This is a genomic window from Deltaproteobacteria bacterium (assembly GCA_016219225.1).
GTDB lineage: Bacteria > Desulfobacterota > RBG-13-43-22 > RBG-13-43-22 > RBG-13-43-22 > RBG-13-43-22.
Genome location: JACRBX010000180.1, coordinates 1 through 24008 on the forward strand (window position 1 = coordinate 1; position 24008 = coordinate 24008).

The 24008-nt window shown below is 51.4% G+C and carries 22 protein-coding genes; 20 read left to right on the forward strand and 2 right to left on the reverse strand.

The window, feature by feature from the left end; genetic code table 11:
* From HY879_15585 to HY879_15645, 13 genes are all read left to right on the forward strand, one after another.
* Nucleotides 1-471 (forward strand): (2Fe-2S)-binding protein, encoded by a 471-nt coding sequence (locus tag HY879_15585; protein ID MBI5604760.1) that lies wholly within the window; start codon nucleotides 1-3, stop codon nucleotides 469-471.
* A gap of 5 nt (nucleotides 472-476) precedes the next feature.
* Nucleotides 477-2750, forward strand: coding sequence for a molybdopterin-dependent oxidoreductase (locus HY879_15590; protein MBI5604761.1), 2274 nt, complete (start codon nucleotides 477-479; stop codon nucleotides 2748-2750).
* Between the two features lie 18 nt (nucleotides 2751-2768).
* Nucleotides 2769-3188 (forward strand): VOC family protein, encoded by a 420-nt coding sequence (locus HY879_15595; protein ID MBI5604762.1) that lies wholly within the window; start codon nucleotides 2769-2771, stop codon nucleotides 3186-3188.
* 13 nt (nucleotides 3189-3201) lie between these two features.
* Nucleotides 3202-4344 (forward strand): saccharopine dehydrogenase NADP-binding domain-containing protein, encoded by a 1143-nt coding sequence (locus HY879_15600; protein ID MBI5604763.1) that lies wholly within the window; start codon nucleotides 3202-3204, stop codon nucleotides 4342-4344.
* 152 nt (nucleotides 4345-4496) lie between these two features.
* Nucleotides 4497-5753 (forward strand): aminotransferase class III-fold pyridoxal phosphate-dependent enzyme, encoded by a 1257-nt coding sequence (locus HY879_15605; protein ID MBI5604764.1) that lies wholly within the window; start codon nucleotides 4497-4499, stop codon nucleotides 5751-5753.
* A 246-nt stretch (nucleotides 5754-5999) separates the two neighbouring features.
* Nucleotides 6000-6215, forward strand: coding sequence for a hypothetical protein (locus HY879_15610; protein MBI5604765.1), 216 nt, complete (start codon nucleotides 6000-6002; stop codon nucleotides 6213-6215).
* The gene (locus HY879_15615) at nucleotides 6188-6598 is read left to right on the forward strand and encodes an ATP-binding protein (GenBank protein MBI5604766.1); all 411 of its coding nucleotides are present in this window, start codon (nucleotides 6188-6190) and stop codon (nucleotides 6596-6598) included. Before HY879_15610 ends, HY879_15615 begins: the two co-directional genes overlap by 28 nt.
* 133 nt (nucleotides 6599-6731) lie before the next feature.
* On the forward strand, nucleotides 6732-7931 hold the full coding sequence (locus HY879_15620) for an acyltransferase (GenBank protein MBI5604767.1): 1200 nt from the start codon (nucleotides 6732-6734) through the stop codon (nucleotides 7929-7931).
* A gap of 516 nt (nucleotides 7932-8447) precedes the next feature.
* Entirely contained in the window at nucleotides 8448-9812 is a 1365-nt protein-coding gene (locus tag HY879_15625) for a dihydrolipoyl dehydrogenase (GenBank protein MBI5604768.1), read from the forward strand.
* 151 nt (nucleotides 9813-9963) lie between these two features.
* Entirely contained in the window at nucleotides 9964-10581 is a 618-nt protein-coding gene (locus tag HY879_15630; protein MBI5604769.1) for a Spy/CpxP family protein refolding chaperone, read from the forward strand.
* A gap of 19 nt (nucleotides 10582-10600) precedes the next feature.
* Nucleotides 10601-11179 (forward strand): superoxide dismutase, encoded by a 579-nt coding sequence (locus HY879_15635; GenBank protein ID MBI5604770.1) that lies wholly within the window; start codon nucleotides 10601-10603, stop codon nucleotides 11177-11179.
* A 101-nt stretch (nucleotides 11180-11280) separates the two neighbouring features.
* On the forward strand, nucleotides 11281-11763 hold the full coding sequence (locus tag HY879_15640) for a hypothetical protein (protein MBI5604771.1): 483 nt from the start codon (nucleotides 11281-11283) through the stop codon (nucleotides 11761-11763).
* A gap of 112 nt (nucleotides 11764-11875) precedes the next feature.
* Nucleotides 11876-12325 (forward strand): universal stress protein, encoded by a 450-nt coding sequence (locus HY879_15645; protein ID MBI5604772.1) that lies wholly within the window; start codon nucleotides 11876-11878, stop codon nucleotides 12323-12325.
* A gap of 13 nt (nucleotides 12326-12338) precedes the next feature.
* On the opposite strand, the gene HY879_15650 is transcribed toward HY879_15645, so the two are convergent.
* Complete coding sequence (locus HY879_15650) at nucleotides 12339-13436, reverse strand: PAS domain S-box protein (protein ID MBI5604773.1); 1098 nt, start codon at nucleotides 13434-13436, stop codon at nucleotides 12339-12341.
* Nucleotides 13437-13754: 318 nt separating this feature from the next.
* Between HY879_15650 and HY879_15655 the strand changes: the two genes are divergently transcribed.
* The 7 genes from HY879_15655 to HY879_15685 all read left to right on the forward strand — a co-directional run bounded on the left by HY879_15655 (nucleotide 13755) and on the right by HY879_15685 (nucleotide 22494).
* Entirely contained in the window at nucleotides 13755-16712 is a 2958-nt protein-coding gene (locus tag HY879_15655) for a PAS domain S-box protein (protein MBI5604774.1), read from the forward strand.
* A gap of 243 nt (nucleotides 16713-16955) precedes the next feature.
* Nucleotides 16956-17753 carry an ATP-binding cassette domain-containing protein gene (locus tag HY879_15660; protein ID MBI5604775.1) on the forward strand — a complete coding sequence of 266 codons (798 nt, stop codon included), beginning with the start codon at nucleotides 16956-16958 and terminating at the stop codon, nucleotides 17751-17753.
* A 180-nt stretch (nucleotides 17754-17933) separates the two neighbouring features.
* A complete protein-coding gene (locus tag HY879_15665; GenBank protein ID MBI5604776.1) occupies nucleotides 17934-19055 on the forward strand; it encodes an ABC transporter substrate-binding protein in 1122 nt (373 codons plus the stop codon).
* A 37-nt stretch (nucleotides 19056-19092) separates the two neighbouring features.
* Nucleotides 19093-19977 carry a branched-chain amino acid ABC transporter permease gene (locus HY879_15670; GenBank protein MBI5604777.1) on the forward strand — a complete coding sequence of 295 codons (885 nt, stop codon included), beginning with the start codon at nucleotides 19093-19095 and terminating at the stop codon, nucleotides 19975-19977.
* A 14-nt stretch (nucleotides 19978-19991) separates the two neighbouring features.
* The gene (locus tag HY879_15675; GenBank protein ID MBI5604778.1) at nucleotides 19992-20933 is read left to right on the forward strand and encodes a branched-chain amino acid ABC transporter permease; all 942 of its coding nucleotides are present in this window, start codon (nucleotides 19992-19994) and stop codon (nucleotides 20931-20933) included.
* Nucleotides 20923-21699 carry an ABC transporter ATP-binding protein gene (locus tag HY879_15680; GenBank protein ID MBI5604779.1) on the forward strand — a complete coding sequence of 259 codons (777 nt, stop codon included), beginning with the start codon at nucleotides 20923-20925 and terminating at the stop codon, nucleotides 21697-21699. The genes HY879_15675 and HY879_15680 overlap by 11 nt, the downstream gene beginning before the upstream one ends.
* A gap of 84 nt (nucleotides 21700-21783) precedes the next feature.
* Nucleotides 21784-22494: an ABC transporter ATP-binding protein gene (locus tag HY879_15685; protein ID MBI5604780.1), complete on the forward strand. Its 711-nt coding sequence runs from the start codon at nucleotides 21784-21786 to the stop codon at nucleotides 22492-22494.
* A gap of 57 nt (nucleotides 22495-22551) precedes the next feature.
* Here the strand turns inward: HY879_15685 and HY879_15690 are convergent, their stop codons facing one another.
* Complete coding sequence (locus tag HY879_15690; GenBank protein ID MBI5604781.1) at nucleotides 22552-23988, reverse strand: sigma-54-dependent Fis family transcriptional regulator; 1437 nt, start codon at nucleotides 23986-23988, stop codon at nucleotides 22552-22554.
* Nucleotides 23989-24008: the final 20 nt, after the last annotated feature.

Sequence of the window (24008 nt, forward strand, 5' to 3'; positions counted from 1 at the left end):
ATGAAAAAATGTTTTATGACCCTTATCGTGAATGGCGAAGCCTATGAGGTGACCACGGCGCCCAATCGGACCCTCCTGGAGGTGCTGCGCGATGACCTTCATTTCACCGGGGCCAAAGAGAGCTGCGGAGAAGGGGCCTGCGGGTCCTGCACCGTCCTCATAGACGGCCGGCCAACGCGTTCCTGCCTGACGCTGGCCGTGGCGGTCGAAGGAAAGGCCATTACCACCATCGAAGGCCTGGCCCAGGGAGGCGAACTCCATCCGGTCCAGGAGGCCTTTGTGGCCCACCATGCCATCCAGTGTGGATTCTGCAGCCCGGGGATGATCCTCACCGCTTATGCCCTGCTCAAAGAAAACCCCCGGCCCACGGAAGAAGAAATCCGCCGGGCCTTATCGGGCAATACCTGCCGCTGTACCGGGTATGCCAAGATCGTGGAAGCGGTCCGGTCTTTGGCCGGAGAAGGGAGGTAGGGTTTATGGAAAAATATGCCTATATCGGAAAAGATATGAAGCGGGTCGATACGGGTCTCAAGGCCACCGGTGGGGCCCTCTTCGCCGCCGACCTTTCCTTGCCCCACATGCTGGTGGGCAAGATCCTCCGGTCGCCCTACCCTCACGCCCGCATCCTCAACATCGATACCTTAAGGGCGGAAAAGCTTCCCGGGGTCAAGGCCGTGGTCACGGCTGGGGATACCTGCGGCGATAAATGGGGGGTATTCCGCTATACCCAGGACCAGCAGTTCTTGCCCACGGAAAAGGTGCGCTATTGCGGTGAGGAGGTGGCGGCCGTGGCCGCCGTAGACGAAGATACGGCCCTTCAGGCCTTGTCGCTCATCGAGGTGCAATACGAAGTGCTTCCGGCCGTTTTTACCATCGAGGAAGCCATGGCGCCCGAGGCCCCTCAGCTCCACGAGGTCTATCCGGGCAATATCAACATCCATGTGCACATCGAAGTGGGAGACCTTGAAAAAGGCTTCAGTGAGTCGGTCCTGGTCCGGGAAGATACCTTCTCCGCCCCGGAAGACGCCTATTTCCAGGGCGAACCCTATGCCGTGGCCGCCCAGTTCGACCAGTCCGGCAATCTGGAAATATGGATGCCCAACGCCGGCCCCCATCTGAAGGCCAAGCCCCTTTCCAATGTGCTCAAGCTCCCCCTGAACAAGGTGCGGGTCAGAAAGATTGCCATCGGCGGCGCCTTCGGAGGCCGTTCGGAGATATCGCCGGCCGATGTGATCTGCGCCCTCCTGGCCAGGAAGGCCCATAGACCGGTCAAGATCGTCTATACCCGGGAAGAAAATACCGTGGCCACCCGGCAGGCCCACTCCATGATCACCCGGATCAAGACCGGTGTGGACCGGGAGGGAAAGGTCCTGGCCAGGGATATCACCTGCCACATGGATGGCGGGGCCTACAGCTCCACCGGCCCCATCGCCGTCTCCGTTCCCTTTCTCTGTATGGAACAGGCCTACCGTATGGATAACGTCCGTTTTAACGGCTACCGGGTCCTGACCAATAAACCGATCCGGGGCATGTTCCGCACCCACGGCCGGGCCTTTGCCTGCGGCATAGACTTGCAGCTCGACCGGCTGGGCCAGGAACTGGGCCTCGATCCCTTAACGATGCGCCTCCGGAACGCCCGTCAGACCGGGGACACGACACCGACCAAATCCTATGTGGCCAGTTGCGGGTTGACCGAAACGATCGTCAAAACGGGCGAAAAATCTCGATGGAAAGAGAAGTGGGGCAAACTTCCTCCCTATCACGGCATCGGTATCGGCTGTAACTCGGTGCAGACCGGTTTCCCCATGGGCATCAGGGGCGGCTCCCAGGCCCTGATTAAATTGAATGAGGACGGCGGGGCCACGGTCATCACCGGGATCGTCGATAACGGTCAGGGCAACGACCATATGATCGTCCAGATTGCCGCCGAGGAGTTGGGGATCACCCCCGATGACGTCCAACTGATCAATGCCGATACGGAAGTGACGCCCAGCGATCCCGGTTCCTATTCCATGTGCGAAACCTTTATCGGCGGTAATGCCGTCAAGCTGGCCGCCCAGGACGTGAAGAAGAAACTCTTCAAAATAGCGGCCGGGGCTTTGGGCGTGGGCGAAGAGGACCTTACCGCCCGGAACCGGAAGATCTTCGTGACCGATAACCCGGACCTGTCCATGAGTTTGGCCAAGGTGGTACGGATCGGTCTCAGCCGGAACGAATCCATCAGCGGGGAAGGGTCCTACTGGCCGAACGTGGATGCCAAGCGGGAATGGGTCAAGAATCCCTCCGGTCAGCTTTCGGAGACCTTTTCCTTCGGTACGGTCATCTGCGAAGTGAAAGTCGACCCCGAGACGGGCCAGGTGGAGGTGCTGGAAGTGACGGCCGCCCAGGATGTCGGCTATGCCCTGAACCCGAAGATCATCGAAGGACAGTTTGAAGGCGGCGTCGCCATGGGCGGCCAGGGGGGGATGTTAAGTGAATTTCTTAAGTGGCATGAAGGCCGGGTGCTCAACCCCACCCAACTCGGGTACCTGGTGCCCCTGGCCGTGGATATGCCGAAAATCAATACGATTATCGTCGAAACCATGGACCCCAACGGTCCTTACGGGGCCAAGGAGGCCGGGATGTCCGTGGCCATGTCCGCGGCCCAGGCCTACTGCGGCGCCATCTGTAATGCCATCGGGATCTATATGAAGGAATTTCCCCTGACCCCGGACAAGATACTCGCGGCCATAGAGGGGAAGAATACATAAGGCACTCCGGGAGGCCCCATGAAACTTGAAAAGATTGACCATATCTGTTTTGCAGTCAAAGATCTGGAAGAAACGAAAAAAGTCTACCAAGAAGATTTCGGATTGATGCCGACCTATGAGTATGTTGCCGAATCGGAAAAAATTAAAGTCGCCCGGTACTATATCGGTGAGGTAGCCGTGGAGTGCATGGAATCGACTGCACCGGACGGGCAGGTCGCCAGATTCATTGAAAAAAAAGGAGAGGGCGTTTTCCTTATCTCCTATAAAGTGGATAATCTTTTAAAAGCCATGGAGGAACTCAATCAAAAGGGCATCAAACTGATCGATAGCAAGCCGAGAGAGCTTTTCGGAAACCGGTATGCTTTTGTGCATCATCCCAATAAGCTGAACGGGGTGCTCACCGAGCTTTTAGAAGGGGATTTCGATATCAATAAATAATCAAGGAGGGATCATGAAGGTATTAGTTGTCGGCGGGACGGGCGGTATGGGACAGGGGGCTGCCCGGGACCTCATTAAACAGGAGCAGATCAAGCAGGTCATTCTCGGGGATATCAATATAGACCCCATCCGGGTACAGGACAAGTTGAAGGCCAGCGACAAGATATCCCTGAGTAAAATCGATGTCAACGATCACCAGGGCCTGGTCGGCGTCATCCGGGAATGCGATGTGGTCGTCAACTGCGCCGGACCGTTTTACAAGACGGCCGTGGCCGTAGCCCGGGCCGCCGTGGAGGCGAAAGTCAATTATATCGATATCTGTGACGACTATGAGGCCACGGAAATTCTTTTTGCCTCCGATATCGACCAGGCGGCCAGGGAAGCGGGGATCACCGTTTTGACCGGTATGGGCTCCGATCCGGGAACCAACAATGTCCTGGTCAAGTGGTATGCCGATCATTTGGACCGGGTGAATGAGATCTCATTATTCTGGGTGGTCAGTATCGCCGAGCTGGCCGGTGCGGCCTGGGATCACAGCCTGCACATGACCATCGGGAAAATTCCCCAATATCTGGACGGCCAGTTGGTCCATGTGGAAGGTGGCACCGGTGTGGAGACGGCCCAATTCCTGGAACCCCTGGGCACCTGTCAGGTGCGCTATGTGGGCCACCCCCAGCCGCTGACCATCCCGCGCTACATCAAAGGGCTGAAAAAGGTGGAGATCAAGGGTGCGCTCATTCCCTTGTGGGTGGACGAGCTGATCAAAGAACAGAAAGAAACCGGCTTCCTCAGCAAAGAGCCGGTGGAGGTTCACGGGACCAGGGTCACCCCCTATGATCTGACCCTGCGGCTCTGGGACACCATCCCCCAAAACAGGGATAACGGCCCGGAGGCCTCCGGTTTGAAAGTGATCGTCAAAGGGGAAAGAGACGGGAAGCGGGTGACTTACACGGCCGATATCGTGGGCCGCATGAGGCCGGGAACCGGGCTTCCGGCTTCTATTGCCGCCCTGATGATGGAGGCCGGCGATGTGACGGTCAAAGGGGTCGTGGCCCCGGAAGGCTGCATCGATCCGGACAAATTCCTGGCCGCCTTACTGAAAAGGGGCGCTAAAATACATCAAACGGAAACCATAGGCTCGCTGTTTGCACTCTAAGCCCTCATGCCCCAGGGAGCGACACGAAGCATGAAAATGCGAATATCGAATATCGAATAATGAATAATGAATGTCGAAGTAAGGTTGTTTTTGAACCCGTAACTCGTAACTCGTAACCCGCAACTCTATTTTCGAACTAAAGGAAACTATCTATGAAAAGCGCTGAAAAACTGAATATTGCCAGAAGTCAGGAACTGTTTAAAGAGGCCTTGGCCTTGGTCCCCGGCGGGGTCCTGGGTGCCAGAAAACCGGCTGATTTTATCGAAGGCGAATACCCCATCTTTGTGGAAAGCGGCCGGGGCGGCCGGGTGGTCGATGTGGACGGAAATGAGTATATCGATTTCCTCTGCGGCTATGGGCCGATTATTCTGGGCTATCGGGAAGAAGAAGTGGATGAAGCGGTTATCCGCCAGATCAGAGACAAAGGCTTCTGTTTCACCCTGACCCAGCGGTATCAGAATGAGCTGGCCAAAAAACTGAGTCAACTGGTCCCCTGTTCGGAAATGAGTATTTTTTTAAAGACCGGTTCCGATGCCACCACGGCCAGCATCCGTATTGCCAGGGCCTTTACCAACCGGGTCAAGGTGATGCGCTGCGGCTACCACGGCTGGCATGACTGGTGCGTGGAGATGAAAGGGGGCGTCCCTGAAAAATTCTATGAAGATGTCTTTGAATTCCGCTACAACCGTCTCGATCAACTCGAGGACCTGATGGCCCAACACGGCGATCAGACCGCGGCCATCATTATGACCCCTTTCGGACACCACCTGCACATGAAGATGGAAGAGCCCAAATCCGGGTTCCTGGAAGGGGTCCGGGAAATCGCCACCCGGTACGGCGCTATCCTGGTTTTTGATGAAGTCCGGACCGGGTTCCGGTTGGCCCTGGGAGGGGCCCAGGCCTATTACGGGGTCACCCCCGACCTGGTGGTCCTGGGAAAGGGGATGGCCAACGGCTATGCCATCAGCGTGGTGACCGGGAAAAAAGAGGTGATGATGGCCTCGGCCCAGAAGCTGTTCATCTCGTCCACCTTCTTCCCCAATAGTGACGGCTATGTGGCCGCTCTGAAAACCATTGAGATCCTCGAACGGGACAAGGTCATTGATAAGATCTGGGAAAAGGGGGCCCGTTTCTGGAAAAAAATCCAGGAAATCCTCGACCGCTACGATGTGGGCGCCGAGTTAAGCGGGGTGGCTCCCATGTTTTTCATCACCTTCAGGCCCGATGCAGCCAAGACCCACAGGGCCAAACGGGATGATTTTTATACCCAGCTTATTCGCAAAGGGATCTTTTTAACCCCCCACCATCATGGGTATATCTGTTACCGCCACACCGACCAGGATCTGGAACTGGCGGCCCAGGCCATAGAGGAGTCCCTGGCCTACGTAAAAGAGAAACACGGCCGATAGGGCCTGATCACTCATTCGGTCACACAAGACCACCCAGACTGACCTATGCAAGGTGAGTGATCGGAAGCCATCCGTGGGGATATCATTCAAGAAAAATAATCAGGCTAACCTTTTAGGTTCTTCTCCCAATCCATTGGGAGAAGAACCTCTTACCCCAATAGCATTCTCCTTATAGAAAAGACTATCCATAAATAGGATTGTATTCCTATTATCTATATGATATATTAGTAATGAATTCCTAATTTTTTGGAATACAAAGACAAGAAACTTTTTTATCTTACCCTGGAGCAGAACATCCACACAGCCCTGGAAAGTGACCTGATCGCCATTTTTCCATCTTTAAACGGCAACAGCATCAAGAAAATAAAAAAACTGTTAAGCATTATTGCCTCCTCGGTGCCTTTTACTCCGGACTTAAAGAGGTTAAAAACTTTATGGATATCGGTGATGAACGGACCTTGAAAACCTATTTAAAATATCTGGAAGATGCCGGGGTTATCCTGACGGTTTCCAGAAGTGGAAAAGGGCTTAAGGTCCTGGAGAAACCCGAAAAAATTTACCTGAACAACCCGAATCTCATCCAGGCTATTGCGGCTCCGGTTTCGGCCAATAAGGGAAATATTCGAGAAACATTTTTTCTTAATATGCTTGGCACCCTTCATGAGGTCTCTATTCCCGCACAGGGTGATTTCCTGATCAATAACCGTCATCTCTTTGAAGTCGGAAGAAAAAACAAGACCTTTGCCCAAATCAAAAACATCGAGAAGTCCTTCCTGGCCATCGACAGTCTCGAGATAGGGGTAAAAAATAAAATCCCCTTGTGGGTCTTTGGGCTTTTATATTGACCTCTTTCTGAAATGTTGATTTTTAATTTTGGTACTTTATACTCTTTCCATCAAAAAGAAAGTTCTTATCAACGATTAGGATGGAGCCTGGACTGAGACAAAGTCAAAGTTGTTGGAATGGAGCCAGTCGCCAATGACTGAGCAGATTACTGTGATTAAGCAGAAAGATCTTGAAGCATCTAAACCGGTCAAGCGGTTCGAAGCTCTGGATGGATTCAAGGGAATAGCTGTGTTGTGGATCGTCATCTTTCATCTTCTGCTGGCAAGTTCGACGGATTTGGGAAATTATGCGTTTGGGACGACTATTTTTCTGGTCATAAGCGGATTTGCCATTACACACTCTGTAAGCCGCGTTTCGTGGGGGAAGAATGCGGCTATTTCTTTTGTGAAACGCAGGTTCTCGCGCATTTACGCGCCATATCTTCTTTCCCTCCTTTTTGGCGCCTTCCTGCTGCCAATCGCCTGCGCAGTGATACATGTTCTGAAGGGGCGCCCAGGCCCGGTTCAGTTTTATCCTTACACTTTTGGAGATTGGATACAGGTGATATCTCTGGTTAGAGTCTTTTCATCGAACAGTTGGGACCTGGGGATGGCCTTCCGCCCGTTATGGATAAACTGGTACCTTGCCGTCACTGTGCAAATCTACCTCATAATTGCTTTAGCAATTTTTATCAGAAGCCAGAAGTTTATTCTGTTTGTCACGTTCCTGTCGGTACTGATCCTGTTCTCGTCCGTGAAGAAATTCGTCCCCTACGGGCTTTTCTTGCCGTTCTGGCTGCCCTTTTCGATAGGCATGGTCCTCTGGTATGTCATACGCAAGGGGTATGTATTTCAGATTGACTGGCAAAGAGATCGCACCTGGTACGTGGCCGGGATCTGCTCCTACGGTGCAGGGGCTGGTCTTCTGCTGTGGCTTTTCTATGCCTCGTATCTCTTTGCCTTGGCAGTAGGCTTTCTGCTGTGGCTTCTGTATCCCATTGACGGTAGGGTTGCAAGCTGGCTTCCATGTCGGGCCTTCAAAGTTATCGGGCTGATGTCCTACGGTCTGTACCTTGTTCATATCCCACTTTCGCTACTGGCTTTGGAGTTCATACCCCACCCTTCGCGATTCCCGACCCAGATTACGCGTCCATTCCTATGGGTGCCACTTACAATCTTCATGAGCTATCTCTGGTTCATTTTTTTCGAGCGGCCCGGCTCTTTCCGTGGCAGTCTGATTGCGGTCGTGAGGCCCCTGAAGGCTCTTAAGATTGCGTTCCGTGAAGATTGGCAAATTGTGTTCCCGTCAAGGCAGGGCTTTAACTTCGAGAAGAAGAGCAAGATAATGTCGTAAAAAATTCAACCGAAAAACAAAAGTCTTGAGCGGAAGATAATGATATCGCCATCCAGGAAGTCTGCCATTTACTTCGGTTAAGAAGTAGGCCAGGTACACCGGCGTAAAAGCCTACTAACGATTTATTTTCTTCCGTTCCAGAGACCCTTGGAATAAGTGTGTATTCCGAGTCAATCCGGCGGCCCTTCCCTACAGTATTCCTTGCAGAAAAATACAGGGATTCCCTTATTTATTTTTTGGGTTGTTTCTTAAATAATGACAAAATAAAATCCTGAAAGTTGTTCGAAAGACCCAAAACCCGTTGTTACAAAGGAGTCAAGCATGTTTTGGATCCTACTTGTGATTCTTTTAATTTTATGGGTTTTAGGATGGGTAATCGACTGAGCCAAGTATGAATCCGTCCACGTACTGATGTTTACCGCTGTCGTTTTAATCCTGGTCTGGGCAATTTGAGGTCAAGGTTAGGACTATGATGGCCTGCTATTTTTAAAAAAGGACGCGGCTGGGGTCAAAATTATGAAAATTTATGATGTTGTTGTCGTCGGCGCGGGCGATGTCGGTTTAGGGATAGCCTTCAAGGCCGCCTCGCAGGACTTAAAAGTGGCCCTGATCGACAAAGGGAAGGTGGGAGGGACCTGTCTTAATTACGGCTGTGTGCCTTCGAAAACGCTGATCTATACGGCCGACCGGGTCGTTGAGATCCGGGAAGCATCAAAATTAGGTATTCGGACTGAACGGATCGATATCGACTTCCCGGCCATCATGGCCCGGATGAGAAATACCGTCACCCGCGGCCGGGAGGGGATCAGAAGGGCCATAGGAGAATCGGAGAATCTGGACTTTATCGAGGGGGAGGGCACCTTCATCGGCGGACGAACCTTGACCGTGGGTGATCAGAAAATAAAGGGAAAGAAGATTTTCATTGCCTCCGGCGCCAGTCCCTCCATTCCTCCGGTGAAGGGACTGGATAAAATCCCTTTCCTGACCAATGAGAATGTCCTGGATCTTGAAAAGAAGCCGGAAAGCCTGATCATTATCGGCGGCGGCTATGTGGGACTCGAATATGCCCATTTTTTTGCCCGGATGGGGACCCAGGTCACCATGATCCATCGCCATTCAAATTTTCTACCCTTTGAAGAGCCGGAAATATCGGAATTGTTAAAGAAGACTTTGGCAACCTATGCCGGGCTGGTTCTAGAGGTCCAAATCACTGAAGTCAAGCCAACCGGCAGCGGGGTAACCGCCCTGGTAAAAAATATCCGTACCGGCCAGGAGAAAGAGGTTATTGCAGAAAGGCTGTTCGTGGCCGCCGGCAGGAAATCCAACGCCGGTCTTTTGAAAACTGAGAAGGCCGGAATTGAAACCGACCAGAACCATTTCATTAAGGTCGATGACACCCTCCGGACAAACCAGAAACATATCTGGGCCGTCGGGGATTGCATCGGAAGGGCCATGTTCACCCATGCCGGGGACAAAGAGGCCGAACTGGCCTGGCACAATGCCACCCACCGGAAAAAAATCAGGATGGACTTCGCCTTTGTTCCCCATGCCGTTTTTACCCATCCCCAAATCGCCTCGGTGGGCTTAACCGAGGAGCAGGCCCGGAAGGACCATGAAATCCTCGTCGGCCGGGCAAATTATTCCGATACGGTCATGGGAGAGGCCATGATGGAGGAAGAAGGATTTGCCAAGGCCGTTGTCGAAAAAGGCACCGGAAGGATTCTGGGGTTTCATATCATCGGCCCCCAGGCGGCCATGCTTATCCAGGAAGTCGTAAACCCCGTGATCAACAGGCAGGACCTGAAATCGATCACCGACTGCATGCACATCTTCCCGGCCCTTTCCAACCTGATACCCGAGGTGTTGGGCAACCTTGAATAACAGCCGGAGATCTTCGGCCGGAAAATAAACTTCCTGGAGGGCCGAATTTACCTTCTTCAACAGTATTTCTTTGAAAAAATACAAGAAAGGTCTTATTATTATTTTTGTCCAATTTATTAAAATGGAGAAAACTTAAAGGAGGAGAGGCGCGATGAAAAAGTTTGCAGTAACCATGGTGGCAGCAGCAGCTTCACTCTGGGTCTTGGCCCCTTTTGCCTTGGGCCAAACGAGCGGTCCGGCTATGGGACCAGGTATGATGATGGGGCCAAGCATGGCCGGTCCCGGTATGATGACAGGGTCAGGCATGGGCTCTGGCATGATGATGGGACCCGGCATGGCCGGACATGGTCAGGCCGGTCACGGCCAGGAATCCGGAATGATGAGGCACTGCGGCGGCATGATGGGCCGGATGATGGAGGGCGAACAACACCTGTCGAAATATCTGATGGGACTGAATCTTGACGAACAGCAGAAAAAAATGATCGGTGAAATCAAGAGTAAAATGATGAAAGAGACCATTCGGAAGATGGCCGATATACGCATCGGGCGGATCGAGATCAAAGACCTTCTTCACCAGGACCCCCTGGATATGAAGGCGGTTGAAGCCAAGGTAAAACAGATAGGCCAGATGAGAACGGAAATGGCCCTGGCTCATATAATGGCCCTGGAGGAAATCAAGTCTAAACTGACCCCCGAGCAGCGGAAAAAATTCGTAGAGATGATGAAGGCCCATCCCATGAGGGGGAGGATGGGCATGGGGCACGAATAAAAGGAAAGGAGAAAAGGTCATGGCTTATACAGCAAAAGATTACACCGGTCTCATCGGCATGGCCGGATTCAGCGAAGGACTCCTGAAGAACCATTTCACCCTCTACCAGGGCTATGTGGCCAATACCAACAAGGTGCTTGAAATACTCGATCAGATGCTGAAAGACGGAAATACCGCCACACCCGAATATGCCGAGTTGAAAAGGCGCCTCGGATGGGAGTTCAACGGCATGCGTCTCCACGAATTCTATTTTGACAATCTCGGCGGCAATAGTCCTTTCGATGCCGGCGGCCTGCTGGGGAAAAAGCTGGCCGGGGACTTCGGCAGCATCGAAGCCTTTGAAAAGGATTTCAAAGCCACCGGGGCCATGCGCGGAATCGGCTGGACCGTCCTCTATCAGGACGCCGTTAACCGCCGTCTCATCAATTTTTGGATCAATGAACACGACGTCGCTCATCCGGCCGGCTGCCATCCCATCCTCATTATGGATGTCTTCGAGCATGCCTTTATGCTCGATTACGGTCTGAAACGGGCCGATTACATCGAGGCCTTTTTCAAGAATATCGACTGGAGGGTGGCCGAGGGGAGGCTTAAATGAACCGATTTTCCGGTTTCGGATTTTGGAATTCGGATTTTGGAATTTAAAAACCCCCATTTCATAGGGGCGTTGTGGGGGCTTAAGCCGCCAAGGAGGCAAAAATGGGGAAAATAATTTTTAAAATCTTCTGCTTATTTGTCATGCTCGGGTCGTTGATAACCATCGATAGGACAAAAGATGCCTGGGCAGACGTACAGGTCAACATCAACCTCGGTCCGCCACCGATCGTGGTCGCCGAACCCCCGGAACTGGTCCTGATTCCCGGGTCCCAAATCTACTTCGTCCCTCACCCGGAGATCGACATCTTCTTTTATAACAATTACTGGTGGTCTCCGCGAGGAAGTCGCTGGTACCGCGCACGGGCTTACAAAGGGCCGTGGGTGATCGTTACGCGGCGCTACATCCCCGCCCCGGTATACCGGGTCCCCAGGGAATATCGGGTAATCTATGAAAGGGAGCGCCGAATACCTTATGGGCAGTGGAAGAAAGAATTCAGGCACCGGGAGAGAGAAGAGCACCGGGAGTGGCGAGAAGATAGGAGGGAGCATAGGGAAAGACCGGGGCGTGGGCACGGAAGAGAATAAACCGAACCTCTGATAAAGGAATTTTTTCAAGCCGCTCAATAGAGACCTCTTTGAACCAATGGAGTGGAATGATTTTCATATTCAACAGGAAAGAAATAGAAAAGGAGACCTTATGATTTCAAAAATTCTTGTGCCCACGGACGGATCCAAGACATCTCTGAAGGCTGCCCGATATGCGGTTGACCTGGCAAAACAATTAAATGCCTCATTAATTATCCTATGCGTTATCGATAAGGGATCATTTATAAGCCAGACCGTTCCCGCCGGGGAGACCGCCAGACAGGTCATTGAGCCAATCGAAGATTATCTGAAAGAGGCGGCCGAAGGGTATACGATTGCGATAAAAAAACTCTGCGAGAAAAATGGGGTACCCGCCAAGATGGTTATTACGAAGGGGCATCCTGTTGAGGAAATTATGAAAGAGGCTGAGAAGGCCAAGGCCAATCTCATTATTATGGGTTCTCATGGAAAGAGTGCTTTAGCCGCCGCGGTCCTTGGCAGCGTTACTTACGGCGTAATCCACAAAGATACCAAAATTCCGGTACTCATTGTAAGGCGGTAAAGATCCAACCGGGTTATTCCTGGAGGAGCCTGGTTCGAATCTTACGTCGCCGGTCTTTCGGAAGGTTGATGCGCACCTCGGTTCCTTCCTTAGGTGCACTGTCAATCTCAATATGTCCTTTATGGACTTGAACGATTCTCTTGGCCATGGTCAGCCCCAAGCCCAGGTAGTTAAATTTAGTGGTAAAAAATGGATCGTAGATAAAAGGAAGGTGCTCCGGCAAAATCCCCTCTCCATTATCCTTAACCCTGATCAGAACTTCATTATCATTGATTTCGTCGGTTATCGTTACCTGATCCTTTTCGGGGCAGGCTTCCAGACTATTTTGCACGATGCCCTGAACGGCTTGGATGATAAGCGCCGGATCACCGAAAAGGGGCGTTACCGGTAGCGTCTCCGATTCGGGAAATTTGATTTTATAGGGATTTTTTTCCAAATCCGTCTGGAAGGCGTTCCTGACCCCATCAAAGATTTCAGAAAGGGTAAAGGCAATATAACGGTCCGAATGAACGTGGGCAAACTCCACCAATCGATCGATGATATGTTCCAATCGTCTTGATTCATTGTGAATGATTTGGGTATATTGGTGATACTCCTCCTGGGATATGCGATCCTTGGCCAATCGTAAGGCAAATCCCCCGATGGCGGCTATGGGATTTCTAATCTGATGGGAAATTTGATCGGTCATCATCCCAAGGCCGATGAATCTTTCCGAATCCAGTTGCTCTTTTTCCATCTTTTTAAAATGTGTGATATCCTGGAGGGTAAAGATGATGAATTCATAGCCCGTGGACTTTTCCGTATACAGGGCAGTGGAAAGGTAAACAAAAAAGAAACTCCCGTCCCTTTTAGACAAAAGGGCCTCGCCTTCAAAGGGTGTATTGTCCCGGGTTATTTTTAAGATGTTGGGCAGAAAAATCCGGGTATCTTCAGGGAGAAAAAAGATCTCAATCGGTTTTCCGTTCAAGAAATCTTTGGGATACCCCAGCAGCTCTGTTGCAAAGCGGTTGGTAAAACGGACCTCTCCCTGAGTATTCGTCAGGATAATTCCGGTCTTAACCACCTCGACCAGATTATGGATCAGACCTTGCGACCAGGATATGGGATTCATTATTTTTTTCCTTTCCTCCTTTTGTTCAAAGCCGGACATGAGCAGAACCATTCGATCCACAGTCGATCTGTTGAAAGACCAGATGCTATCATACTATAATTCTTCGTTTTTATCACCAGCAATTTTTTGTGTAGCCTTGGATGGCCGGATCTTTCTAAAATCGATTTTCCCAAGAACCCTTTTACATCCCCTTCCCAATCCTGTTTGGAAATTGCCCCTGCCTTTTTACCGGGTTAAAGTTCAGGGCCGATATTTACGATAAGAGATGTAGATACCCTTGAAATAATTATTGGATGGTCTTTTTCCTGGAGATATAAAATGTCTTTAAAAGCAAAAGGTTACCAACGGCTGGTTTTATTTTTCAGACCCCCGGTTTTTAAGGGCGATGAAGAAAAAACCCATACCGCCAGGGTCTTGAATTATCTATTATTCAGCATTTTTATTATGATTTTGTTATTTGGACTGGTTGTAATACCCCTCTTCATCGAAAAGAAGATAGGGGGTTCGATATTCCTTTTGATCTTCTCCTCTGGCCTCTTGTTTTCGCGGTATCTTATGTATGGGGGGCGGGTTCAAGCCGCCAGCCGGTTTCTGATCGCCTCCTCCTGGGTTACCGTTGTAACGATGATCATTTTAGGTGCCGGCTTGAGGGACATGAATTTCGTTTTTCTGGTTTCAACCTCTGTTATCGCAGGCTTACTGCTTGGACGGCGATTTGTCACCTTGATTGTTATCAGCAATATGGTTTTCTGTCTGGCCTTGGTCTTAATGGAACGGTTGGGCACCCTGCCTATAGGTTATTTTCCAAACCCGCCCATGGTCAGATGGTTTGAACTATCGTTTTCCCTCATAACCGCGGCAACGGCTTTACACCTGGCCCTTCGCAGCCGTGAAGAATCTCTCACTGCGGCCCGGAATCAGCTTAATGAGCGCAAACAGGCAGAGCAGGCATTGCAGGAGAGCGATAAGAGATACCGTCTAATAGCGGAAAACATTGCCGACATCTTCTGGACCATGGACTTAAATTATAGCTTCACATATGTCAGTCCCTCGGTTACCAGAATGCGCGGCTTTACCGTACAGGAAGCCCTGTCGCAGAACTTCTCTGAAATTATGACCCCCCAATCACTCCAAGCTGCCCTTCAGGCCGTGCAGGAAGACCAGGAATTAAGACAACAAAACCCTGTGGATAAAGATCGCAAACTGACTATTGAACTGGAAGAATATCGGAAGGACGGTTCCACCGTCTGGACGGAAAATGAAATTACCTACCTGCTGGGGGAAGATCAACAACCGATTGGTATCGTCGGAGTCACTCGGGATATTTCCGAACAAAAGCGGATTAAAGCGGCTTTGCGTGCAAGTGAAGAACGTTTTCGTTCGCTGATCCAGAGTTCATCGGATATCATTTTGATTATCGATGAAGACGGCGAGGTGACCTTTGAATCACCTTCCTTGGAACGGACTCTCGGATACCCTTCGGGAACCTTTATCGGTCAATCCCCTTTATCGGTGATCCATCCGGATAATCTTGATCAAGTCCGCAACGACTTAAGTGAACTATCCCAATCCGCCAATAATGGAATCCCAACTGAATTTCGGTGTCGGAAGGCAGACGGCTCCTGGGTTTACCTGGAGGCCGTTGGACACAATCTATTTAACAACCCCAGCATCCACGGTATCGTCCTCAATATCCGAGATATAACCCGGCACAAGCTGGCCGAAAAGGCCCTAAGAGAGAGCGAGGCCCAATATCGGACACTGATTGAAACGACGGGCACAGGCTTTGTGATCATCGACCCCGAGGGCCGGGTCCTGGATGCCAACGAGGAATACGTCCATCTGACCGGATACCACGACCTGAAGGAGATACTCAGCAGGAGTGTTATCGAATGGACTGCCGATTATGAAAAGATAAAAAATGAAGAGGCCGTTCAAGAGTGCCTCAGGGAAGGAAAGATCAGAAATCTGGAAATCGACTATTCTGATTTCGAGGGGAAGGTTACTCCCGTCGAGATCAATGCCACGGTCGTAAAAAGGGAGGGCAGGCGGCAAATTCTTTCCCTGTGCCGGGATATCACCGAGCGAAAGCTGGTTGAGAAGGAAAGGCAAAGGTTGGAGGAGCGCTTGCGCCACGCCGAAAAGATGGAGAGTCTGGGCAGACTGGCCGGCGGAGTGGCCCACGATTTGAATAACGTTCTGGGGGTGCTGGTCGGTTATTCGGAGCTGCTTTTGATGGATATTCCACAGGGCGATCCATTGAGGAAGCATGTCTCCAATATCCTGCAATCCAGTCAAAGGGGAGCCGCTATCATTCAGGACCTTCTGACCCTGGCCAGGAGGGGCGTGGCCGTTTCAACGGTCGTAAATCTAAATAATATCATTTCCGGGTATTTCGAGACCCCCGAGTTTGGGAAGCTGAAAGAGTACCATTCCGGCATAATCTTCAAGTTCGATCCTGCGATAGACCTGTTAAATATCAGAGGCTCATCCGTCCATTTGGGTAAAACGGTTATGAATCTGGTGTCCAATGCCGCCGAAGCCATCGCCGATCGGGGTGAGGTGCTGGTTCGTACGGAGAACCGTTATCTCGACAAACCCATTCAGGGTTACGACACCATGGAGGAAGGGGAATATGTGGTACTGACTGTTTCGGATAACGGGAATGGTATTCCGGTCAAAGATATAGGCAGGATTTTTGAGCCTTTCTACACCAAAAAGGTCATGGGCAGGAGTGGAACCGGCCTGGGTTTGGCCGTGGTCTGGGGGACGGTCAAGGATCATGGCGGGTTTATTGATGTGCAAAGCAGGGAGGGCGAAGGCAGCACGTTTACCCTTTACTTCCCGGTTATCCGGCAAGAATTGACCAGAGAAGAGGGGGTAGTTCCCCCGGAAGAATATGCGGGGCGGGGAGAATCAATCCTGGTGGTGGATGACGTCAAGGAACAACGCGAATTGGCCACGGCCATGCTGAGCAGGATGGGGTATAAGGTTGCCTCGGTGTCCAGCGGGGAAGAGGCCCTGTCTTTTCTTAAAACAAGTCATCCCGACCTCCTGGTCCTGGACATGATCATGGACCCGGGAATGGACGGTCTGGAGACCTACCAAAGGATTTTGGAAATCAACCCCAAGCAGAAAGCGATTATCGTCAGCGGCTTTTCGGAAACCTCCCGGGTGAAAAAGACTCAAGAACTGGGCGCCGGGGCTTATGTGCGCAAGCCCTATATTTCGGAGAAGATCGGTCTGGCCGTCAGGAGAGAATTGGATAAGATCTAATGCTGATTAAATTTTTTGAATATTTTTTATTTAAAGTTGCCCAAAGTCTTGATAAAGTAGTCCAAAATTTCTTTTCTTATTAAGCAGTCATGCTGGCCTCAGCCAGCACCACGAAGCATGAAAAAGGATTCAAGGGGTCCAGGGGCCAAGGGTTCAAGTGAAAGGCGTGGAATTTAAAACCCTGGAATCCTGGAATCCTGGAATCCTATTTTTTAGAACTAACTATTTATAATGACTAACCTTATGCCCAAAGTGATAGAGATTAAAAACGCCACGGTATACCGCGGGAGGACCCGGGTTTTCGATCGGCTCTCCCTTAACATCATTCAGGGACAGAGTGTGGCCATCCTGGGACCTAACGGCTCCGGGAAATCCACCCTGCTCAAGCTGCTGAGCCGGGAAATTTATCCTGTCCAGCAGGAAGGCAGTTATTTAAAGGTACTGGGAGAAGATCTCTGGAATGTCTGGGAACTGCGGGCCCACCTCGGCATGGTCTCTCAGGAACTCCAGGAACACTATATGGGTAGTGTCCTTGGTCTGAATGTGCTTCTCTCCGGTATCTATTCCAGTATAAATATCTGGGCCCACCAAACCTTCACCGACCAGGACCAATCCAGGGCTGAAGAGCTGATGAATAGACTCGGGATCGCCCATTGTCGTAATAAACGGTTCTCCGAGATGTCAACCGGCGAGCAGCGAAGACTTCTTCTGGGCCGGGCCTTGATCCATGATCCCCAGGTACTGGTCCTTGACGAGCCGACCAGCGGCCTGGATGTGAAAGCCTGTTTCCAGTATCTCGGGATCATCAGGGATCTCATGGTCGCAGGCAAGACGGTGTCTTTGGTAACCCATCACATCCATGAAATACCGCCTGAGATTTCGCGGGTGGTGTTGTTGAAGGCCGGTCAGGTCTTGGCTGACGGCAAAAAGGAGGAAATCCTGACCAGTCAAAATTTAACAAATCTCTTTGAAATTTCAGTAGAATTGGTCCAAATGAACGGTTTCTACCAGGTAATCCCCGGGAAAGCAGCCGATACCTGAAGCCGGACGTTACCTTTTGGACAAGCCTGAAAAAAGACCCCCGACCCTGACCAATCGGAGAAATTTTTAGACATGGGTCTGAAAGTGAAAGGGGGGCAAGATTGGAGTAATTCTTGACAATAAGAAGGACTGGGGGTATTAAAAAAAAATCAATGATAAATTTATTTTCAGGAGGGTATTATGGATAAAAGAATCCAAACCGGTTTTTTAATCTTTTTTTCCTTTCTTTTTCTGGGCCTTTCGGCGACCATGACTCAAGCCGCGGCCGTTCCGGCTAAAATCGGGGTTATTTCCATCATTACCGGACCGGGAGCCGGCTACGGTGAAGCCATAACCAACGGTTTTAAACTGGCCCGGGACGAAGTAAACGCCAAGGGGGAAGTCAAAATCGAGTTGATTTTTGAAGATTCCTCCGGAAAACAGGAGCAGGCCCTGGCCGCCGGACAGAAATTGATCAATTCCCAGCAGGTTGTAGCCATTTTGGGTCCCACCCTCAGTACGGAGATGAAGGTCGTCGGTCCCGAGGCCAACGCCAGCGGCGTACCGATCATGGGCACCTCGACCACGGCTGTGGGGATCACCCAGATCGGAAAATATGTCTTTAGAAATTCCCTGCCGGAATCCCTGGCCATTCCGGCCTCGGTTAAAAAGGCCGTGGCTAAATACAACCTCAAACAGGTGGCCATGCTCTACGGGAATGACGATGTCTTTACCAAGTCCGGGTTCGACACCATGAAAAAGGTGGCTACCGACCTGGGCCTGAAAATAACCACTATCGAAGAATTTCAAAAAGGACAGGCCGACTATAAGGCCCAGTTGACCAAGATCAAGGCCACCAAACCGGATGCCATTTTCTGTTCGGCCCTTTACGAAGAAGGGGCGGTGATATTGTCCCAGGCCCGGAAGATGGGGATCACGATCCCCTTTGTGGGCGGTAATGGCTTTAATTCCCCAAAAGTGATCGAAATTGCTAAAGAAGCGGCCGAAGGGCTGATCGTCGCCACCCCCTGGTTCGGCGACAAACCCGACCCGAAGGTAAAGGCCTTTGTCCAGAAATATGAAAAGACTTTCGGCAAGAAGCCGGACCAATTCGCCGCCCAGGCCTATGACGCCCTTTATATCATGGCCGAGGCTTTGAAAAAGGCCGGGAAAGCCGACCGCGACAAATTGCGGGACGCCCTGGCCGGCATCCGGAACTTCAATGGCGTCTTAGGCAAATTCTCCTTTGACGCCGAACGGGACGTGGTCATGGAGCCCAATGTTTTAGTGATCAAGGGCGGCAAGTTTCAGCTTTTTAATTAAAATGGTATAGGATTTTCCTAATTAAAAGGTAACTTTTTTGTTTTTTGAACAACTGATCAACGGCATCACCCTGGGCAGTATCTACGCCATTGTGGCTTTGGGCTATACCCTGGTCTTCGGCGTTTTGGATATCATCAATATGGCCCATGGGGAGATCTTTATGTTCGGGGCCTTTGTGGGGATGCTTTTAATCACCCGGTTCCAGGCCCCTATGGTCGTGGCCTTTTTGGGGGCGATCCTGGCCACAGCCGCCATGGGCTATCTTCTGGAACGTCTGGCCTTAAGACCCATCCGGGGCAGAAAAGGGGCTTCCCATCTGGCTTCCCTGATCAGCACTATCGGGATTTCTATTTTTCTGGAAAACCTGGCCCACCACCTTTTCGGGGCCGGGAACAATCCCTTCCCGACCTCTTTCGGGGATATCAAATTTGAGGGCGGTTCGGTAACCATCTACCTGGTACAGATCATTATTCTGGTAATCTCCCTCTTGTTGATGGCCGGCCTTTCCACCTGGCTGAAAAAGGCCAAGGCCGGCAAGGCCCTGCGGGCTACAGCCGAAAACCTGGAGACCGCCGGCCTGCTGGGTATCGACACCAAAAAAATCATTACCTCCACGGTAGTGGTGGCCTCTGCCATGGGAGGGATTGCCGGTGTGCTGGTGGGCATGGCCTTCAATTACATCAACAACCAGATGGGACTGCCCATGGGCTTAAAAGGACTGGCTATTATTATCCTGGGCGGCATGGGCAGTGTCAACGGGGCCATGGCCGGGGGCCTGATCCTGGGCCTTTCCGAGACCCTGGTCGTGGCCTACGGCGACTCCGGATACCGGGATGCCATTGCCTTTGTGGCCATCATCGTAATCTTATTGATCAAGCCCCAGGGATTATTCGGGCAGGCCCTGCCCGAAGCCAAGGGATAAGAAATGAGACCTTCTTGATTAATCCCTATTACCTGCAAGTCGCCTCATTTATTTTAATAAACATCCTGCTCGGGTTGAGTATTTATATCACCCTGTCCACGGGACAGCTTTCCCTGGGCAATGCCGGGTTTATGAGCATCGGGGCCTATACCACTGCCCTTTTGACCTCCAAGCTGGGTCTGCCCATCCCCTTGGGCATTTTAGCCGGCTCTTTTTTGGCGGCCCTGATGGGTACCCTGATCGGGATACCGACCCTCAGGTTACATGGGGTCTACCTGGCTATCGCCACCCTCGGTTTCGGGGAAGTCGTTCGGGTGATCTTCATCAATTGGGAATCCTTGACCAATGGGGCGGTCGGCGTAGCCGGGATTCCCCATCTGGGGCGGACCATCCTGGCCCAGGTACAAAAATACGGTTTTTCCCCGGAAAGCATAGGTCTCAAGAACAACGAATTCATCAGTCTGACGGTTTTTTCCATTCTGCTTTTCATCACCATCCTGGTGGTCTTTTTTTTCGGACGCTTAGATCGTTCCCGGGTCGGCCGGGCCTTTTCATCCATCCGGATGGATGAAAAGGCGGCCGAGGCCATGGGGATCAACACCACTTATTATAAAATCCTGACCTTCAGTCAGGGGGCACTGCTGGCCGGATTTGCCGGGGCCCTCTTCGCCCACGTGACCGGCTATATCAGCCCGGCGGATTTCACCTATCACCGGGCCGTGGAAATCCTGGTTTTTGCGGTCTTCGGCGGCAGTGAAATCCTCTGGGGCCCGATTTTCGGGGCCTCTTTTTTAACGGTTATGCCCGAGTTACTACGGTCCTTGAGTGAATACCGCTACATGATTTATGGGATCGTTCTGGTCTTGATGATGGTCTTCCGCCCCCAGGGGTTTATCGATGCCAACCTGATCGATTGGTTCAGAGGCCGGAAAAACAGGGGAAACGATGCTGCTTGAGCTTAAGGGAGTCAGCAAGGTTTTCGGGGGTTTGGCCGCCTTAAACGAGGTTTCCTTCGCTTTGGAGAAAGGGGAGATCCTGGGATTGATCGGTCCAAACGGGGCTGGAAAAACCACCCTGTTTAATGTGGTCACCTCTTTTCTCTATCCCACCTCCGGAGAAATATTTTTTGCCGGAGAAAAGGTCAGCGGCCTGAAGTCCCATAAGATCACCCAGAGGGGCATCAGCCGGACCTTTCAAAACATACGGCTCTTCGATCAAATGTCGGTGGAGGAAAATGTTATGGTCGGCCGACATTGCCGAAGCCGGGCCGGCGTCTTAAGGGGTGTCCTGCGCACCCAGGGCCAGAAAAAGGAAGAAGAACAGATCCGGGAAAAGACCGACAGTCTGCTCAAACTGGTTGGATTGACCGGCTATAATCACCTTCCGGCTATGAGTCTGCCTTACGGCCTGCAGCGGCGGGTGGAGATCGCCCGGGCTCTGGCCAGCGAACCGAAGCTGATTTTATTGGATGAACCGGTTGCCGGGATGAATGATCTGGAAACCGAGGAGATGGCCGGGTTGATTAAAAAAATACTCGGCCTCGGCATAACAGTCCTGTTGATTGAACACGATATGTCCATGGTTATGACCGTTTGCGACCGGCTGGTGGTTTTAAATTTCGGACAAAAGATTGCCGAGGGGACCCCTCAGGAGATCCAGCATAACCCGGAAGTCATTGAAGCCTACCTGGGCCGGGAAGAAGAAAACGAGATCGGAGTATAGGGTTCGGAGTTCGGAGTAAATCATTTTCATGCTTCATGGTGCCCCAGAGGGGCCCGAGGGTTTAGTTAGCCTTAAGAGGTATTCGTGTTAACCGTTGAAGGCATCGAGACGTATTACGGAAATATCAAGGCCCTGAAAGGGGTGGACCTGGAGGTGCCGGAAGGGGCCATTGTAACCATCCTCGGCGTAAACGGGGCCGGGAAAACCACTTTGCTCAAGACTATCGCCGGACTGCTGAAACCCAAATCCGGCCGGATCCGTTTTTTACAGGAAGATATAACGGCCTTAAAGCCCCATCAGTTTGTTAAAAAAGGGATCGCCCTGGTGCCGGAGGGCCGCGCCATTCTGGCCAAAATGACGGTTCTGGAAAATCTGGAGATGGGTGCTTATCATCGGAAAGACCAGTCCGTAAAAGAAGACATCAAAAAGGAGATTGAACGGTTCCCCTGGTTAAAGGAAAGACAGAATCAGCCTGGTGGGTCCCTCTCCGGAGGCGAACAGCAGATGCTGGCCATTTCCAGAGCCTTGTTAGCCCGGCCCAAATTGCTCCTCCTGGATGAACCATCCCTGGGATTGGCGCCCCTGGTGGTGGCCGATATCTTCCGGACCATCAAAGGGATCAATAAAGGAGGGACTACGGTCCTGTTGGTGGAACAAAATGTCAAGCAGGCCCTGAAAGTCTCCCATTTTTCCTATGTCCTGGAAACAGGAAGGATAGTCCTCAAAGGGGAATCCAAGGAATTAATCAAAGAGGCCAAGATTAAAGAGGCCTTCCTGGGCCAGAAGACCCGTTAGGCGATTAGTACCGATACAGAAAAATTTCAAATATCTTTGGTTAGAATCCTCCTCTTTTCAATCTGAATCCCCTTCCTTGGGTTTTTTCTTTATACGGTCCGATGAAATGTGATGTTTCTTCAAGAGGGCGCAAAAATTGGATCTTTGCATGCCCACTTTTTCGGCAGCATGGGTGATATTACCGGAACAGTCCTGCAGGGCCTTCTGGAGAAAAGCCTTTAGAATCTGCCCGAAAACCACCTCCTGAAGGTGCTTCTTGGCGGCCTTAAGTTCTTCCAGGGTTTCCGGAATCGGATTATCCTTAAAGGAGCGTTTCATCTGGAGATGATCGAGTAGATAGAGCAGATCCAGGGTCTTATCCTCGGCCAGGATAACCAGACGCTCCACAACGTTTTTTAGTTGCCGGACATTGCCCGGCCAGCGGTACTGTATCAGGGTCTCCAGGGCATCGTCGGAAAACCCTTCGATCCGTTTCCCGGTCTTTCGGCAAAAGTCTTTCAAAAAGTGATAGGCCAGCCTGGGGATGTCGCCCTTTCTCTCCCGAAGGGGGGGAATGTAGATGGGAAAACCATTCAAGCGGTAAAAAAGATCCTCCCGGAATCTTCCCTCCTCCACCAGACCTCTCAGATCCCGGTTGGTGGCGGCAATGATCCGGGCATCGGTTTTTTTAAAATGGCTGGCCCCCACCGGTTTATATTCCCCGGTCTCCAGGACCCGCAGAAGCTTGCCTTGAATTTCCATATCCAGATTGGTCACATCATCCATAAAGAGGGTCCCGCCGTGGGCCACTTCAAAGATGCCTTCCTTGTCCCGTATGGCCCCAGTGAAAGCCCCTTTGACATGCCCAAAAAGCTCACTTTCCAAAAGACTTGGAGAAAGGGTACTGCAGTCTACGGCTATAAACTGCCGGGAGGCCCTCCGGCTGTGGGCATGAATAGCCCCGGCGAACAGCTCTTTTCCGGTACCGCTCTCTCCGTAAAGAAGCACCGTGCTGTCTGTTGGAGCGACTTTCTCAATCTCCTCAAAGATCCGAAGGATTCCCGGATCCTCCCCGACAATGTTTTCAAAACTGAAGCGGTTGAGGAGTTCCTTCCGGAGAGCAAGGTTTTCCTCTACCAGATTTTTTTTCTCAATAGCCCTGGTTACCACCATCAGGAGTTCATCCTCCGAGAAGGGCTTGGCCAGATAATCGAAGGCCCCTGATTTCATGGCTTCGACGGCATTGGGGACCGTGGAAAACCCGGTCATGACGATAAAGTAGATCTCGGGATGGTTTTTGTGGATGGATTTCAAGATATCCATCCCGTCCATATCCGGGAGTTTCAGGTCCAGCAGGACCACATCAAAGGAATTTTTTCTGATAGCCGAAAGGCCGGCCTGGCCGGTCAAGGCGGCATCCACTGAATAACCCCGGCCGGAAAGGGCCAGGCGGCAGCCTTTGGATATCACCGGTTCGTCATCGATGATTAGAATGCTTACAGGTCTGATTCCCATGGTCGATGGTTCCGTGAAAG

Excerpts from the sequence above, each read along its gene's own strand:
- HY879_15585 (MBI5604760.1), top strand. The coding sequence starts at position 1 with ATGAAAAAATGTTTTATGACCCTTATCGTGAATGGCGAAGCCTATGAG.
- HY879_15590 (MBI5604761.1), top strand. The coding sequence starts at position 477 with ATGGAAAAATATGCCTATATCGGAAAAGATATGAAGCGGGTCGATACG.
- HY879_15595 (MBI5604762.1), top strand. The coding sequence starts at position 2,769 with ATGAAACTTGAAAAGATTGACCATATCTGTTTTGCAGTCAAAGATCTG.
- HY879_15600 (MBI5604763.1), top strand. The coding sequence starts at position 3,202 with ATGAAGGTATTAGTTGTCGGCGGGACGGGCGGTATGGGACAGGGGGCT.
- HY879_15605 (MBI5604764.1), top strand. The coding sequence starts at position 4,497 with ATGAAAAGCGCTGAAAAACTGAATATTGCCAGAAGTCAGGAACTGTTT.
- HY879_15615 (MBI5604766.1), top strand. The coding sequence starts at position 6,188 with ATGGATATCGGTGATGAACGGACCTTGAAAACCTATTTAAAATATCTG.
- HY879_15620 (MBI5604767.1), top strand. The coding sequence starts at position 6,732 with ATGACTGAGCAGATTACTGTGATTAAGCAGAAAGATCTTGAAGCATCT.
- HY879_15625 (MBI5604768.1), top strand. The coding sequence starts at position 8,448 with ATGAAAATTTATGATGTTGTTGTCGTCGGCGCGGGCGATGTCGGTTTA.
- HY879_15630 (MBI5604769.1), top strand. The coding sequence starts at position 9,964 with ATGAAAAAGTTTGCAGTAACCATGGTGGCAGCAGCAGCTTCACTCTGG.
- HY879_15635 (MBI5604770.1), top strand. The coding sequence starts at position 10,601 with ATGGCTTATACAGCAAAAGATTACACCGGTCTCATCGGCATGGCCGGA.
- HY879_15640 (MBI5604771.1), top strand. The coding sequence starts at position 11,281 with ATGGGGAAAATAATTTTTAAAATCTTCTGCTTATTTGTCATGCTCGGG.
- HY879_15645 (MBI5604772.1), top strand. The coding sequence starts at position 11,876 with ATGATTTCAAAAATTCTTGTGCCCACGGACGGATCCAAGACATCTCTG.
- HY879_15650 (MBI5604773.1), bottom strand. The coding sequence starts at position 13,436 with ATGAATCCCATATCCTGGTCGCAAGGTCTGATCCATAATCTGGTCGAG.
- HY879_15655 (MBI5604774.1), top strand. The coding sequence starts at position 13,755 with ATGTCTTTAAAAGCAAAAGGTTACCAACGGCTGGTTTTATTTTTCAGA.
- HY879_15660 (MBI5604775.1), top strand. The coding sequence starts at position 16,956 with ATGCCCAAAGTGATAGAGATTAAAAACGCCACGGTATACCGCGGGAGG.
- HY879_15665 (MBI5604776.1), top strand. The coding sequence starts at position 17,934 with ATGGATAAAAGAATCCAAACCGGTTTTTTAATCTTTTTTTCCTTTCTT.
- HY879_15680 (MBI5604779.1), top strand. The coding sequence starts at position 20,923 with ATGCTGCTTGAGCTTAAGGGAGTCAGCAAGGTTTTCGGGGGTTTGGCC.
- HY879_15690 (MBI5604781.1), bottom strand. The coding sequence starts at position 23,988 with ATGGGAATCAGACCTGTAAGCATTCTAATCATCGATGACGAACCGGTG.